The organism is Nocardia sp. NPDC051750 (assembly GCF_044453135.1).
Classification (GTDB): Bacteria; Actinomycetota; Actinomycetes; order Mycobacteriales; family Mycobacteriaceae; genus Nocardia.
Genome location: NZ_JBITCK010000009.1, coordinates 286,951 through 300,646 on the forward strand (window position 1 = coordinate 286,951; position 13,696 = coordinate 300,646).

General features: G+C 66.5%; 15 protein-coding genes. 2 read left to right on the top strand and 13 right to left on the bottom strand.

Features of this window, described 5'->3' with window-relative positions; genetic code table 11:
* Window positions 1–15: 15 nt before the first annotated feature.
* The 4 genes from ACIA75_RS34815 to eccB form a co-directional block, all read right to left on the bottom strand.
* Entirely contained in the window at window positions 16–543 is a 528-nt protein-coding gene (locus ACIA75_RS34815; protein WP_397111327.1) for a DUF3558 domain-containing protein, read from the bottom strand.
* Complete coding sequence (locus ACIA75_RS34820) at window positions 531–995, bottom strand: hypothetical protein (protein WP_397111328.1); 465 nt, start codon at window positions 993–995, stop codon at window positions 531–533. The genes ACIA75_RS34815 and ACIA75_RS34820 overlap by 13 nt, the downstream gene beginning before the upstream one ends.
* 66 nt (window positions 996–1,061) lie before the next feature.
* Window positions 1,062–2,303, bottom strand: a complete 1,242-nt coding sequence (locus ACIA75_RS34825) for a hypothetical protein (protein ID WP_397111329.1) — start codon at window positions 2,301–2,303, stop codon at window positions 1,062–1,064.
* A gap of 90 nt (window positions 2,304–2,393) precedes the next feature.
* Complete coding sequence (gene eccB / locus ACIA75_RS34830) at window positions 2,394–3,863, bottom strand: type VII secretion protein EccB (RefSeq protein ID WP_397111330.1); 1,470 nt, start codon at window positions 3,861–3,863, stop codon at window positions 2,394–2,396.
* A gap of 107 nt (window positions 3,864–3,970) precedes the next feature.
* On the opposite strand from eccB, the gene eccE reads away from it, so the two are divergent.
* Entirely contained in the window at window positions 3,971–5,689 is a 1,719-nt protein-coding gene (eccE, locus tag ACIA75_RS34835) for a type VII secretion protein EccE (RefSeq protein ID WP_397111331.1), read from the top strand.
* 27 nt (window positions 5,690–5,716) lie between these two features.
* Here eccE and ACIA75_RS34840 read toward each other — a convergent pair whose 3' ends face one another.
* The 3 genes from ACIA75_RS34840 to ACIA75_RS34850 all read right to left on the bottom strand — a co-directional run bounded on the left by ACIA75_RS34840 (window position 5,717) and on the right by ACIA75_RS34850 (window position 8,132).
* The gene (locus tag ACIA75_RS34840; RefSeq protein WP_397111332.1) at window positions 5,717–6,469 is read right to left on the bottom strand and encodes a hypothetical protein; all 753 of its coding nucleotides are present in this window, start codon (window positions 6,467–6,469) and stop codon (window positions 5,717–5,719) included.
* 252 nt (window positions 6,470–6,721) lie between these two features.
* A complete protein-coding gene (locus ACIA75_RS34845; RefSeq protein ID WP_397111333.1) occupies window positions 6,722–7,309 on the bottom strand; it encodes an NADPH-dependent FMN reductase in 588 nt (195 codons plus the stop codon).
* A gap of 13 nt (window positions 7,310–7,322) precedes the next feature.
* On the bottom strand, window positions 7,323–8,132 hold the full coding sequence (locus ACIA75_RS34850; protein ID WP_397111334.1) for an S-methyl-5'-thioadenosine phosphorylase: 810 nt from the start codon (window positions 8,130–8,132) through the stop codon (window positions 7,323–7,325).
* Between the two features lie 120 nt (window positions 8,133–8,252).
* On the opposite strand from ACIA75_RS34850, the gene ACIA75_RS34855 reads away from it, so the two are divergent.
* Complete coding sequence (locus tag ACIA75_RS34855) at window positions 8,253–8,594, top strand: metal-sensitive transcriptional regulator (protein WP_397111335.1); 342 nt, start codon at window positions 8,253–8,255, stop codon at window positions 8,592–8,594.
* A gap of 33 nt (window positions 8,595–8,627) precedes the next feature.
* Here ACIA75_RS34855 and ACIA75_RS34860 read toward each other — a convergent pair whose 3' ends face one another.
* The 6 genes from ACIA75_RS34860 to rpsK form a co-directional block, all read right to left on the bottom strand.
* Entirely contained in the window at window positions 8,628–9,455 is an 828-nt protein-coding gene (locus ACIA75_RS34860; protein WP_397111336.1) for an LLM class F420-dependent oxidoreductase, read from the bottom strand.
* A 317-nt stretch (window positions 9,456–9,772) separates the two neighbouring features.
* Window positions 9,773–10,594: a tRNA pseudouridine(38-40) synthase TruA gene (gene truA, locus ACIA75_RS34865; RefSeq protein ID WP_397111359.1), complete on the bottom strand. Its 822-nt coding sequence runs from the start codon at window positions 10,592–10,594 to the stop codon at window positions 9,773–9,775.
* Between the two features lie 258 nt (window positions 10,595–10,852).
* The gene (rplQ, locus tag ACIA75_RS34870; RefSeq protein ID WP_397111337.1) at window positions 10,853–11,368 is read right to left on the bottom strand and encodes a 50S ribosomal protein L17; all 516 of its coding nucleotides are present in this window, start codon (window positions 11,366–11,368) and stop codon (window positions 10,853–10,855) included.
* A gap of 124 nt (window positions 11,369–11,492) precedes the next feature.
* Window positions 11,493–12,551 carry a DNA-directed RNA polymerase subunit alpha gene (locus tag ACIA75_RS34875; RefSeq protein WP_397111338.1) on the bottom strand — a complete coding sequence of 353 codons (1,059 nt, stop codon included), beginning with the start codon at window positions 12,549–12,551 and terminating at the stop codon, window positions 11,493–11,495.
* A 99-nt stretch (window positions 12,552–12,650) separates the two neighbouring features.
* The gene (gene rpsD, locus ACIA75_RS34880) at window positions 12,651–13,256 is read right to left on the bottom strand and encodes a 30S ribosomal protein S4 (RefSeq protein WP_397111339.1); all 606 of its coding nucleotides are present in this window, start codon (window positions 13,254–13,256) and stop codon (window positions 12,651–12,653) included.
* A gap of 22 nt (window positions 13,257–13,278) precedes the next feature.
* The gene (rpsK, locus tag ACIA75_RS34885) at window positions 13,279–13,692 is read right to left on the bottom strand and encodes a 30S ribosomal protein S11 (RefSeq protein WP_030522613.1); all 414 of its coding nucleotides are present in this window, start codon (window positions 13,690–13,692) and stop codon (window positions 13,279–13,281) included.
* Window positions 13,693–13,696: the final 4 nt, after the last annotated feature.

Sequence of the window (13,696 nt, forward strand, 5' to 3'; positions counted from 1 at the left end):
CCAGGAACGCGTGCCCTACTCCGGCAGGTATTTGCTCAACTGCTGGGCTACCCGCTGATTCGCTGCGCAAAGCCCGTCGCCCTTGGCTTCGCCGGGGTCCCGCCGAACCGACAGCGATGACCACAGGAAAGCCATCCCGTCCGACAGTTCGATCCCGATGTGGCAGAACCGCTGGCGCTCGGGATCCAGGTTTACGGTGAATTCGGTGGCCTTTCGTGAATCGATGTCGGCGGGCCCGACCGGTCTGTAATGCTGATATCGGGGGTCGGTGCCGAACTCTTCCAGACCGGGAGAGCCATAGTAGAGCCAGAAGGTGAACCACTCCTCGTCGGAGGCCTTCCAGGTACAGCCGGTCCAGTCTTCGAAATCGACGCCGTCCGTTCCTGGACGGGCCGATTCCGGTTTCAACCCTGCTTCGGAGAGCGCGGAGTCCGGGATGCTGCACGGATCCACACTGGTATCTTCACCGTTCCCGCATCCTGTGCCCAGCAGGACGCCGACGCTGAGCACCAGTGCGGCGAGGCGCTCGTTCACACCAACCATGACTTGCCTTCCGGGTATTCGTCCAGGTCATCGGGCCAATCGCTGGGACCGACCACCTGTTCCCGGCCTGCCCGGGGACGCTGCACGGGGGGCAGAGGAGGTGGGGGCGGAGGAGGCGGCGCGGGCGGAGCAGCACCCCAGTTCCACTCGTATGCTGGAAGCGCCTTCAGCTCCGGGACTTCCGGTGGCAGGGGCATGGCCAGACGCTCGATATCACACCATCGGCATTCACCAGCGGCGACCCTCATCGCATAAGCCTTCAGTTCGGGGGAGGATGCCGGACTGTCGGCCATTCGTTGCAACAGGCCCTCGGTGACCGGAATCGGCTCGCTCCAGAGCTCGGCAAGTTCCGTGCGCTCGAGGCGCAGACGCGCCGTTTCCAGATCGCCGACGGCGTTCAAGACCCGGCGGGCGACGGCCTCCAACTTGGGGTCGAGATCGGACTCAAACACAAGTACCTCGGTGACAGGTGACGCTTCCGTGCTGATGGATGAACGTGCGATGGCATCGGGAGTTCATTATGTCGCCGCTTGCCAGGGTTGCTGTCCTGAGCCGATCTCGTAGGAATCCTTCGGCCTGTTGAGCGTATCTTCTGCGTGGGCGATCGAATTGATGTCGTTGACGAGTGCGGCCTTCTTCGCGGCATCCGCCACGGCACCCGTCACCGGTTCCATCTTCTGCTGGACCCATTCTTTCCCTTTGCCCACCGGATCGGTGACGAACTGCAGAAGCTCGGTGATACGGTCGCGCAAGTGCTCGATTTCTCGTTTTATATCGAGCACCATATCCACGACTTTCCAGATCTTGGTGCTGAGATCGATGGCTTCGGCAATGGTACCGATGACAGGGATCTTCTTTGCCACGAACTTCAAGACATCCTTGACGCTGCGGAATTCGACCATCGACACAATCATGTCTTTGAGCTTTTCGCAGGCCGTCCGGATACATTCGCGGATTCTGTCGGAGATGACATTGAAGAGATCGCAGATCACGCGGCCAGTCGGGCCCTCCCACTTCATCGCGGCGATCTGCGGGCGCGCCCAATCCTCGAATGCTATGGCAGCTTGCCCGTTCCAGTTCGGCCCGACCTTGCTGAGTCCGTCCTCGAGGTTCGCCGCCAGAGCCTCCATGCCGTTTCCGGCTACCTTGTAGGTTTCGCCGATCCGGCGCAGTTCGTTCCAATTCACCGTGATCGGGTTGAGAACCGTCTCGAGTATATTGATCTCTTCACCCGCCATCCGGGTGACATCCTTGATGGCGTCGTTGACATCTCCGAGCACACCAGTGGTCTCGGAGATCAGATCCGCGAGCTCCGGGGGCGCCGCGGACGGAGGATCCGTCTTGATGATATTGGGCTTCCCGTACCAGATCGAAGCGTAGTAATCCTTGACCACGCCCGGGTTTTCGAAGCCCGAGTCAACCGCAACCGGTTGGCCGGTATGCATATCAATGGTTGCCGCATTGAGCGCCTCATAGGTCTGCTTATCCTGCTCGTGATAAAGCCATGCGGCGTTGTTCAGTTCGGTACTGGTGGATAGGTTCGCGCCCGATATACCGGACAGCCGGTTCGAAGTGGCTTCGGCTGCGAGTGTGAAGGGCTGCAGCAGCGGCTGGAAAACCTCGCCGCCGAAACCGGCAGCACTGACGGGGCAATGCTCCCGCGTCAGCGTCACGATGCGGTATCCGTCGTTGGCGATCTCTTCCATCGCTTTGCTCAACCCAGCCAGGTGCTGGGGATCAGCGAGAAGGTCTTCTGGCATGGGGATTCTTTCGGATTGACATATTCGATATGGCGTTGGTTCCTGCGACGTGCCGGGGTTCTATCGTCCCCACGTCGGCCGGCACGGGAACTATTTCGAGGCGACCGGCTGATCCGCGGGTGACGGGTCCGGGGCGACGCCGTCGTGGGCGACCAATGCTTCTTCCCGGCCCAGCGTCGGCCCGGACGCCAGCAGTCCGACGATCGGCCAGGGTGCGGGTTCGGCTTTCTCCGGCATACCCAGGGCTTTCGCGGCGTCGGCGTTCTTGATCCCGAAGCGAACACCGGTGTCGGCGATATAGAAGACGCTGTCCTTACGTTTGCTGTCCGGCTCGATGCCGGTGGTCTGCACGTAGGCACCCGTGCCCGGCGCGATGTAAGTCGAGTCGACGTTCTGGCCCGAACCGTCGGCTTGCGCGAGCGGCACCAGTTTCGCCGTGTCCGCCATCGGCAGGCTCACCCCGGTGATCACCTCCAACTCGGCACGGGTGCCGGTGTTTTCGCCCGCCTCCGGGATCGGTTTCCAGGACAGGCAGCTCACCGGCAGGTCCTTGGCGTCGAGGACGCTCGGCGCCGTCGCCGGGTAGCTCTGCACCTGGAGCGCCGAGGACATGTTCACCGCGCTGCGCTGGGCCTGGTCGATGGTGTAGTCGCTGGAGGTCTGCGGGTTGGCGTTGCGGACGATATCCGCCGTCAGCGGGGAGATCGGCTGCAGACCGTCGGCCAGCACCACATAGAACTCCTTGGTCGTGCCCACCTCCACGACCTCACCGATCCGGTGATCACCGATCTCGTAATCGGGGACACCGCCGGGGTCGGCGATCGGCGGGGCGACGATCGGCAAGACCTCGGGGATCGCGTTGATCAGGCCCTCACTCACCGGGCGCGGGGTCGCACCGGTGATGTTCAGGGCGTCGGTGACCGGCCGGTCGTTCATATCGACGCGGGCGCGTTTCCTGTCGTAGATCAGGTAGGTGTGCTTCTCCCCCTGCACCAGCAGCGCCTTACCCGGATCCAGCGGCGAGGCCTTCGCGCCGAGTTCGAGACCGCCGGCCAGCACCGAGGTGGTGCGGTCGGAACTGCCGTCGTTCTTCAGCACATCGCAGATGGTCCACTGCCGCCCCTTGCCCTCGGAGTCGTAGTGGATCGCGCTGGGCGCCCCCGGAATACCGATCAGCGGCCCGCGCGCCTTCTTGCCGACCTCGGATTCCTTGACGATCACCGCTTCCGGTGCCTCACCGGCGGCCAGCCGGGCGGACGCCAGATTCAGCGCCGGATGCACGACATCGTTGAGAACCACATAGACAGAGCCCGATTCCTTGCCGATGAGCAGCGTGTTGTCGCCGACCTTGTCCTGCGGCTTCAGCAGGGCCAGCACACCGCATCCGGCCAGCACCACGATGGCCAGGACCAGGCCGACTACATACGCGCGCACCTGGGAACGCATGGGGTCGTGCAGCATCCGCACGTCGCGCCGCACCAGCGCATGCTCCATCCGGCGAACCAGAAAGTTGTACCCGCTGATCTGCCAGCGAGTAGTGGGCTTTGAAGGCATCGTCATTCCCCCGAACTGTGCTCGTGCTCGCGGAACACAGTACAGTTCCCGGGGACGTAGTTCAGCTCGGCCGCCGATAATCGGGCCGACACCGGGTACCTGGGGGACTCATTATGGCCGTTCCAGCCACAGCGGGACGCAGGCGAAACCTGCTGTTCGGACGCATCTCGATGCCGAATCTGCTCATCGCGCAGGTACTCGCGCTCGTCGCGGCGACGATCGTGCTGATCGTCGGGCTGAATCCGCTGATCGCGCTGGGAGTCGCGGTCGTGGTGGGGCTGATCCCGCTCATCCCGATCCGCCGCCGAGTCCTGCTGGACTGGATCGCCACCTGGTGGAACTACCGCGCACACCGCCAATACCGGATCGGTGACAGCGACGATTTCCGCGGCCCCGATGATCGCTCGCTCGGGTTGTACTGGGACGAGAGCCGGGTCGTCGCGGTCGTCGAGGTGCTGCCGCCGCGCGGCGGGCTCACCCGGATCGACCGCACCGCGGTGCACGCCTCGCATCTGCTGCCGATGGCCGAGCTGGCGACCTGCCTCGCTCAGCACGACATCCTGCTCAGCGGTATCGATATCATCAGCCACGGTCACCGCAGCCGATCCGGTACACCGGCGGGCCCCATCTACGAATCGCTGCTCGGCCCGCTCCCGGCGACGGCGCATCGCACCGTCTGGCTGGCGATCGGGTTCGATATGGTCGACTGCCCCGGCGCCGCTGCCCGGCGCGGCGGCGGTGACGAGGGCGCGGCGCGCTCGGTGACCATCGCGACCCAGCGGATCGTGCGCACGCTGGAAGACGCCGGTTGCGCCTCCCGCGTATTGACCGCCTCGGAGATCCGGTCGGCGGTCCGGCAGGTTCTCCACGGCGCCGACGCCCGGGACCTCACCCACCGCTGGCGGTACGCCGAACTCGGCAACAGCGTGAACATCGGGGCGGCGATCGACCCGAAACAGCTGGGGTCGGAGATCCTCTCGCAGCTGTGGGTCGCGGAATCCCGGGGCACCACGGTGGCGGTCCGGTTGCGCCCCGGCACCACCGCGGACACCGTGCACATCGGGGCGGCCTGGCGGTCGACCCTGCGCGAACTGCCGGAGAAGACGAAAACGAAGAATATGGTGTCGGTGAACGGCCGGCACCGCGACAGCCTGCTCGCCCACCTGCCGATCGGCATCCCGGACCGGGAGGATGTGGTGCCGACCGCCGAATATCCGATCGAGGTCCTGGACGCGCTCGCGCTGCCGTCGTCGGGCTGCGGGCAGATGATCGGCTCGGACGACGAGGGCAACGGTGTCGCACTGCGCATCGTCGGCGCCGGTATCTCCGCGGTCTACGTCGCGGGTGAGCTGTATCTGGCCCAGCAGCTGGTGTTCCGGGCGCTGGCCGTCGGTGAGCGCATCCTGGTGCGCACGGACCGGCCGCACGCCTGGTACCAGCTGATCGAGACGATCGGAAATTCCGAACGCCTGATGCTGGCGATGGAAACCCACCAGTCGGACGCCGGTTTCACCGCGACGGTGGTGGACGGGGTGCTCGCCCCGGCCCCGCATGCCGGTATCACCACGATCTACGTCACCGGCGACCCGATGGGCTGGCCCGCCACCAAACCGGACCTGTCCATCCAGCAGCCCGGCGCGATCGGCAACCGCGTGGTACTCCGCACCGCGACCACCCAGATCCCGCTGAACCTGGTCTCGATTCCCCGCGAACACACTTACATCGGCGAACCCCGCACCCGCCAGCCCGCACCCCAGCAGGCCCGCCCCGCGCCGGCCCGTCCGGGCCCCCCGGCCCGCCCCGGCCCCGAGCGCCAGCCGCAGCGTCGCTGAGCGAGCTAGCAGCTCACACCGCCGAGGTCACCGGCCGAAAACAGATTTCAGCAGGTCGCCCGCGATCCGGTTCACCGGTGCCAGGACGCGGCGGCGTACCCAGGAGAGCGGGCGCACCACGACCACAGCCCATACCTTTCCCAGCCCCCGCAGCACAGGTCGCAGTGCGAAGCGGTACACGAACACACACGGCACGACGATCAGCACCCGGACCACCGCGGTCGCACCCCGCCAGCCGTACGACGCGACGGCCGCGAGGAAATTCCCGCCCGGCCGCAGCACCCACCGCCACAGCAGGCGCAGCGGCCATTCCACACACCAGCGCCACAGCCACCGGCCGGTCACGGCGATCGCGTACCAGACCGGCCCCAGCACCCGTCGCCACCACCACTCGACGGTCGCGACGAAGGCGTACAAGACGGGCCGCAGAAACCACTGCCACAACCACTGGTCGATCACATACGCCAGCGGGCGCAGCACCCAACGGCGCAGGAACGTACCCAGCGGCCGCAGCACCATCCCCCACAGAAACCGCCGTAACACCACATCTCGCACGAACCGCCACAGCGGCCGGATCAATCGCTCCCAGACGAACCGGCTCACCGGTACCAGCAGCTTCTCCATGACGAAGTCGGCCACGGTCACGATTGCCCGGCCGCACAGCTTCACTGCCTCCCACACCAGCCGCACCGGCACGAGCACAACGACCGCAATCGCCCGAACCAGCCATTCACCGGCCGATACCGGTCGCCGCGGCTCCGATGGATCTGTCGAATTCATCGAATCCTCCTCCCGCCCGGCATCATCGCACCCCGCCGGCCACACCGCACCGGTAATAGCCCCATGCGCGCCCAGCGGCCCCTTGGCTTCCCGACGCACACTCGATCGAACATGCTCAGCGACGGCGCCGAGTTCGGCGAGGCCCTTGAAGGTTCTGGCCCGGCCCTGCTTTCAGCCCTCGAAGCACATGCGGCGCGGCCGCGAGTCCCGCAGGGCGGAAAGAAAGGCCCAAGACGTCCGAAACCCCCGCGCTCAGGTAGAGCCTGGGTAAGGATCTGCGGCGCGGGCCGCCGCCAGTGCCCGGCCCCACCAGGCCAGCTGGGTCAGCATGCGGTCCGCGGCGTCGATGGCGGCACCGTCTGTGGTGTTTCCGTCCGCATCGAACCGTTTGCGGGCGCGATGGAAGCTCACCGATTCGCGGACCGAGACCATATGGATCTCCGCGACCACCTGCCGCAGCTGCTCCACCGCGCGCAGTCCGCCGGAGAGGCCGCCGTAGGAGACGAATCCGATCGGCTTGGCTCGCCATTCGTGTTTGGCGCTGTCCAGCGCGGTTTTCAGTGAGGCCGGGTAGCCGTGGTTGTACTCCGAGGTCACCGCGACAAAAGCGTCGGCGGCGGCCAGCCGCTGCCGGAAATCCGCGGTCTCCGGTGTTTCGCTGAGGTCCGGCGGCAGCGGGATATCCAGCAGGTCCATGACCCCGGTGTCGAATTCCGGCCGGCTACCGGCGGTGCGCACGAACCAGTCCGCGACCACGGGCGCGAAACGTTCCGGCCGGATACTGGCGACGATCACCTCGAGTCGGAGCGGCGTGTCCACGGCACGAGGGTAGCCCGGCATCCGGCCGCCCGGCTCAGGGCAGTTCGAAGGGCAGCGCGACCCCGGCGTGCACCCGGCAGTGTTCGCAGGTGTCCGTCTCCGCGACCGCGGCGACGGCGTCGTGGACGAGTTGTTTGAACGGTCCGATATTGCGTTCGAATTCGGCGAAGACCTCCGCCGCCCGCACCCCTTCGCCTTCCGTGAGACCGGCGTCCAGGTCGGTGACCAGGGCGACGGCTGCGTAACACATTTCCAGTTCGCGGGCGAGGACAGCTTCGGGGTAACCGGTCATATTGACCAGGTCCCAGCCCTGTGCGGCATACCACCGGCTCTCGGCGCGGGTGGAGAAACGCGGGCCCTGGATCACGGCCATGGTGCCGTGCGGGTGCACGTGAACGGCGCTGTCCGCGGATTTCACGGCGACCGCACGCAGGTCGGGGCAGTACGGGTCGGCGAAGGCGACGTGGATGCCGTTGGCGTCGAAATAGGTCTGCGCCCGGCCCGAGGTCCGGTCGACCAGCTGATCGGGGATCACCACCGTGCCCGGCCCCCAGTCGGGGCGGAGGCTGCCGACCGCGCACGGGGCGAAGATTCGCCGCACCCCGAGCGACCGCAACGCCCACATATTCGCCTGGTAGGGCACCGTGTGGGGGGAGTATTCGTGCCGGCTGCCGTGCCGGGGCAGGAAGGCCACCGGACGCCCCTCGACGGTGCCTACCGCGATCGGGGCGCTCGGATCGCCGTACGGTGTGCGTACCGTGACCGCGTCCACGGCGCCGTCGAAGAAGTCGTAGAATCCGCTACCGCCGATAACTGCCAGCGCGGGCCGATGGTGGGAAGTCATAGTATCGATTCTCGCGCGCCTCGTCCGCGAGCGCACGGCGGGCACCTGACAGGAACCACCGGGCGAATGTACCCTGTGGGGGTATTGACGGTCTTCCGACCGGCACAGAGGAGATATCCGGTGACTTCCGACCCCACCCCCGCCGACCCCGCCACCGGCACGGCGGCTCATGATCACTCGAGCCACGGTTACATCACCAACAAGGACGACTACCTGAAACGGCTGCGCCGGATCGAGGGCCAGTCGCGGGGGCTGCAGCGGATGGTCGAAGAAGAGAAGTACTGCATCGATATCCTCACCCAGGTCTCCGCCATGACCAAAGCGCTGCAGGCTGTCGCGATGGGGCTGCTCGAGGACCATCTGAGCCACTGTGTCGTCGACGCCGCGGTCGCCGGCGGCCCGGAGGCCCAGGCCAAGATCAAGGAGGCGACGGACGCGATCGCGCGTCTCGTCCGCTCCTGAACCCGGCGCCGGGCCCCTTCCGACTACCTGGGCTTACGCGCCCTGGGTCAGCAGTGGCGCCAATGCGCGCAGGGCGCCGAGATAATCTTCGCCCAGCGCCTGCAGGGCCAGGTGGTCGGCACCTGCCTCGATATGCGCCCGGACCTGCTCGGCGACCTGCTCGGCCGACCCATGCACGGCGAGCACATCGAGCAGGCGATCGCTGCCCGGCTTCGCGATATCGTCGTCGGTGTAGCCCAGCCGGCGCAGGTTGGTGGTGTAGTTGCGCAATCCGAGATACATCTCGACGACCGAGCGACCGGTGGCGCGGGCACGTTCCGGGTCGGTATCGACGACCAGTTTCTGCTCGGGAACCAGAAGGGCGTCACCGACAGCTTTGCGCGCCTGAGCAGTGTGCTCCGGTGTGGTGAGGTAGGGCAGCGCGCCCGCGGTGCGGTCCCCGGCCAATTTCAGGACCTTGGGCCCGAGCGCGGCGAGCATCCGACCGGACACCGGCACCTTCGCGGCATCCAGTTCGTCGAGATATTCGACCAGCGCCTCGTACGGGGAACGATATGGTTTGTCGGCCTCCGGATGGCCGCACCCGATACCGAGGACGAAACGTCCCGGGAACCGCTGCTCGATCCGGTGATAGGACTCGGCGATCTCCCCCGCCGGCGCGGTCCAGATATTGACGATGCTGGTCCCGACCTTCAACGTCTCGGTGGCCGCCAGCAGATCCTCCACCACCGGGAGGTCGGGAGTGGGCGATCCGCCCAGCCAGAGCGTCCCGTAACCGAGACCTTCCAGCTCAGCCGCCACCTCCGGGGTGAACAGCTTGTAGTACCGCCATACGCCGTAACGTCCGAGATCAATCGCCATAGTCATCGCAACCTTGTCGTCGGCCGGACCATTCCGCCACCGACCCTATCCCCAGGTCGCCACCGCCCAACGGGTCCCGCGCCGACCATCCAGGGCAACGCCGGCGCTGGTTCATCGGAGGCAGTTGCCGCAGCGGGATGTTTCTGCCGAACTCGCTCCGGCGCATCTCCGATCACCTCCAGGCGCTGGGCTCACCGGCACCACGTCCTGGCGCGATAGTGGTCGGCCGGCTCCCGCTCCACCCGAGCTCCGGCAGTCGCGGCAACGCGGCCGGCGGGAACGGGCCGGCCGAGGCGGACGTAGAGGTACGCCTCTACCTACCCTCCACCGCAGCAGCCGCCGGTCCCGACCGACCGGACCTCCCGTGTCTGCGCGTTCCGGGCGGCCAGCTCGGATTCCGCCGGGTAATCGACCGCGACCAAGCTGAGTCCGTGGGCGGGTGCCACCGTTACCGCGCTCGAACGTCGGCGTTCGTCGAGCAGCCCGGCCGTCCATTCCGGTGTGCGCCGCCCCTCACCCACCGCGAGGACCGCGCCCACCAGGCTGCGCACCATCGACCAGCAGAAGGCGTCCGCGCTCACGTACGCGTCGAGCCGGTTTCCGTCGCGGACCCAGTCGTAGCGCTGCAGCTCCCGGATGGTGGTGGCGCCCTCCCGGCGCCGGCAGAAAGCGGCGAAATCGTGCAACCCCAGGAGAGTGTGCGACGCGGCCCGCATGGCCTCGAGATCGACCGGCCGGCACCCTACGACGCTGCGCGCGGACAACGGGTCCGCACCGTACGGCGCGGTGGTGAGGCGGTAGACGTAGTGGCGGCGGATCGCGGAGAATCGCGCGTCGAATTCGGCCGGGACCGTGCGGATTCCGGTGATCCGGACATCTTTGGGCAGGAACTTCGCCATCCGGTGGATCAGCTTGTCCGTATCCACCTCGGCCCCGCTGTCGAAATGCGCGACCTGCCCTTCCGCGTGTACTCCGGCATCGGTCCGGCCCGCCACGGTCAACTGCACCGGTTCCCGCAGTACCTTGCCCAGCGATTCCTCCAGCACGCCCTGGACGGTCCGCAGACCGGGCTGACGCGCCCAGCCCACGAAATCCGTACCGTCGTAGGAGATATCCAGCCGGAACCGGGTCTCGGGCATTGCCGCTGCCGATTCGACTCCGGCCACCGGGTCGGCACGAACGCCCTCGCGTACCGACCCCACGGACGACCCTGCCGCCGCGGCGCCGCGCGGGCCGGTCGCTGCCGCGTCGTCCTGGGCGGCGGCGTCCGTGGGTTCCGGCTCGTGTTCGCTCACCAGATCTTCCTCCGGATACGGGACGAGCCCGCACGCCCATAGCGGGCGGCGGGCTCGTCGACGAACCGGGCACACGAATCGAACGCGTCCCCGGCAGACGAATTACGCCTTGTCGTCGGCCTTCTCCTCGGCCGCGGCTTCTTCCGCCGGAGCCTCGGTGACCTCGGCTTCGGTGGTCTCGGTCTCGGCCTCGGGGGCCTTCTCCTCGACCTTCTGCGACGCGGCCACCCGGCGGGCGCGATCGGCTTCGTTGGTCACGGTCTGTTCCCGGACCAGCTCGATGATCGCCATGGGGGCGTTGTCACCCTTACGCGGCAGGGTCTTGATGATCCGGGTGTAGCCGCCGGAGCGGCCCTCGAACGACGGGCCGATCTCGGCGAAGAGATCGTGCACGACATCCTTGTTCCGGATCACCTTGAGCACCTCGCGGCGGTCGGCCAGGGTACCGGCCTTGGCCTTGGTGACCAGTTTCTCGGCGTAGGGGCGCAGCGCCTTGGCCTTGGCTTCGGTGGTCGTGATCCGACCGTGCTCGAAGAGCGCCGTGGCCAGATTGGCGAAGATCGCCTTCTGGTGCGACGCCGACCCGCCGAAGCGAGCACCCTTCTTGGGCTTGGGCATTGTGGGTTCTCCTTGTGTGTGTGCGGCGTGTGCGGCGGTCGCGTCCTATGTCAAATTGCATAGCAGCGGACCGCGCTCACGTCGCTGGCGCAAGGCCGACGCGGGTGCCTACCCCTGCGGTGGCCTAGAGCTGTTCGGTTTCGGCGTAGTCCTGCTCGCCGCCGTTGTCATCACTGAAAGTGCCGCTGTCGGACCAGGTCCCGGTGGTCGCGTCATAGCCGACCACGCTGGACGGATCGAAGGACGCGGGGCTGTCCTTGAGGGAAAGACCCAGCGCGTGCAGCTTGACCTTGACCTCGTCGATGGACTTCTGGCCGAAGTTACGGATATCCAGCAGATCCGATTCGGTACGCGCCACCAGCTCGCCGACCGTGTGCACACCCTCGCGCTTCAGGCAGTTGTAGGAGCGGACGGTGAGGTCCAGATCCTCGATCGGCAGCCCGAAGGAGGCGATGTGATCCGCCTCGGCCGGGGAGGGGCCGATCTCGATACCTTCGGCTTCGACGTTCAGCTCACGGGCCAGGCCGAACAGTTCGACCAGGGTCTTGCCCGCCGAGGCGAGCGCGTCCCGCGCGCTGATGGAGTTCTTGGTCTCCACATCGAGGATGAGCCGGTCGAAGTCGGTGCGCTGCTCGACACGGGTGGCTTCGACCTTGTAGGTCACCTTGAGCACCGGCGAGTAGATCGAATCCACCGGGATCCGGCCGATTTCCGCTCCGGTCGCCTTGTTCTGCACCGCCGGAACGTAACCGCGACCGCGTTCGACGACCAGCTCGATCTCGAGCTTGCCCTTGTCGTTCAGGGTGGCGATATGCATATCCGGGTTGTGCACGACCACACCCGACGGCGGCACGATGTCATCGGCGGTGACGGTCCCCGGGCCCTGCTTGCGCAGGTACATGGTGACCGGCTCGTCCTCTTCGGAGGACACGACCAGGCCCTTGAGGTTCAGGATGATGTCGGTGACATCTTCCTTCACACCGGGCACGGTGGTGAACTCGTGCAGAACGCCGTCGATGCGAATGCTGGTCACCGCGGCCCCCGGGATCGAGGACAGCAGCGTGCGCCGCAGCGAGTTACCGAGGGTGTAACCGAAACCCGGCTCGAGCGGTTCGATGGTGAACTTCGACCGGTTGTCGGCGACGACCTCTTCGGTGAGGGTCGGACGCTGGGAAATCAGCATATGGATCAATCCTCCTGTTGTGGGCGCCCGCTATTTGACGCCTCGTCCAGTGGTTGTGCGGACCGCTCAGCACAGCGGCCCGCACCAGCAGCCCAGCTGTTACTTCGAGTAGTACTCGACGATCAGCTGTTCCTGCAGTGGCACATCGATCTGTGCGCGTTCCGGCATGGAATGCACCAGGATGCGCAGCCGGCCCGGGATGACCTGCAGCCAGCCCGGGATGGGGCGATCGCCCTGGGTTTCCCGCGCGACCTCGAACGGCAGCGTGTTCCGCGACTTGTCCTTGACATCGATGATGTCGTACTGGGTCACCTGGAACGAAGGAACGTTCACCTTCTTGTTGTTCACCAGGAAGTGACCGTGGCTGACCAGCTGGCGGGCCTGGCGACGGGTACGGGCCAGACCGGCGCGGTACACGACGTTGTCCAGCCGGGTCTCGAGCAGGCGCAGCAGGTTGTCACCCGTCTTGCCCTTGAGGCGGTTGGCCTCCTCGTAGTACCGGCGGAACTGCTTTTCCATGACGCCGTAGGAGAAGCGGGCCTTCTGCTTCTCCTGCAGCTGGAGCAGGTACTCGCTCTCCTTGATCCGCGCGCGGCCGTGCTGGCCGGGCGGGTAGGGGCGACGCTCGAAAGCCTGGTCACCGCCGATCAGGTCGACGCGCAGGCGACGCGATTTGCGGGTGATGGGTCCGGTGTAACGGGCCATTGTGCTCTACCTTCCTTCCCGCTTAGACGCGACGCCGCTTGGGCGGACGGCAGCCGTTGTGCGGCTGCGGAGTGACATCGGAGATCGTGCCGACTTCCAGGCCCGCGGCCTGCAGCGAACGGATCGCGGTCTCGCGGCCGGACCCGGGGCCCTTGACGAAGACATCGACCTTCTTGACGCCGTTCTCCTGTGCCTTGCGGGCCGCGTTCTCGGCGGCCAGCTGCGCGGCGAACGGGGTCGACTTGCGCGAACCCTTGAACCCGACGTGACCCGAGGACGCCCAGGAGATGACGTTGCCCGAGGGGTCGGTGATGGACACGATCGTGTTGTTGAACGTGCTCTTGATATGCGCGTGGCCGTGCGGGACGTTCTTCTTTTCCCTGCGACGCGACTTCTGGCTCTTCTTCGGGCCGGAGGCCCGGGACTTCGGAGGCATCTGT

Bases quoted from the DNA above. Each gene is read 5' to 3' on its own strand.
- ACIA75_RS34815 (WP_397111327.1), bottom strand. From the start codon at position 543: ATGGTTGGTGTGAACGAGCGCCTCGCCGCACTGGTGCTCAGCGTCGGC.
- ACIA75_RS34825 (WP_397111329.1), bottom strand. From the start codon at position 2,303: ATGCCAGAAGACCTTCTCGCTGATCCCCAGCACCTGGCTGGGTTGAGC.
- eccB (WP_397111330.1), bottom strand. From the start codon at position 3,863: ATGACGATGCCTTCAAAGCCCACTACTCGCTGGCAGATCAGCGGGTAC.
- eccE (WP_397111331.1), top strand. From the start codon at position 3,971: ATGGCCGTTCCAGCCACAGCGGGACGCAGGCGAAACCTGCTGTTCGGA.
- ACIA75_RS34840 (WP_397111332.1), bottom strand. From the start codon at position 6,469: ATGAATTCGACAGATCCATCGGAGCCGCGGCGACCGGTATCGGCCGGT.
- ACIA75_RS34845 (WP_397111333.1), bottom strand. From the start codon at position 7,309: ATGCCGGGCTACCCTCGTGCCGTGGACACGCCGCTCCGACTCGAGGTG.
- ACIA75_RS34850 (WP_397111334.1), bottom strand. From the start codon at position 8,132: ATGACTTCCCACCATCGGCCCGCGCTGGCAGTTATCGGCGGTAGCGGA.
- ACIA75_RS34860 (WP_397111336.1), bottom strand. From the start codon at position 9,455: ATGGCGATTGATCTCGGACGTTACGGCGTATGGCGGTACTACAAGCTG.
- truA (WP_397111359.1), bottom strand. From the start codon at position 10,594: ATGCCCGAGACCCGGTTCCGGCTGGATATCTCCTACGACGGTACGGAT.
- rplQ (WP_397111337.1), bottom strand. From the start codon at position 11,368: ATGCCCAAGCCCAAGAAGGGTGCTCGCTTCGGCGGGTCGGCGTCGCAC.
- ACIA75_RS34875 (WP_397111338.1), bottom strand. From the start codon at position 12,551: ATGCTGATTTCCCAGCGTCCGACCCTCACCGAAGAGGTCGTCGCCGAC.
- rpsD (WP_397111339.1), bottom strand. From the start codon at position 13,256: ATGGCCCGTTACACCGGACCCATCACCCGCAAATCGCGTCGCCTGCGC.
- rpsK (WP_030522613.1), bottom strand. From the start codon at position 13,692: ATGCCTCCGAAGTCCCGGGCCTCCGGCCCGAAGAAGAGCCAGAAGTCG.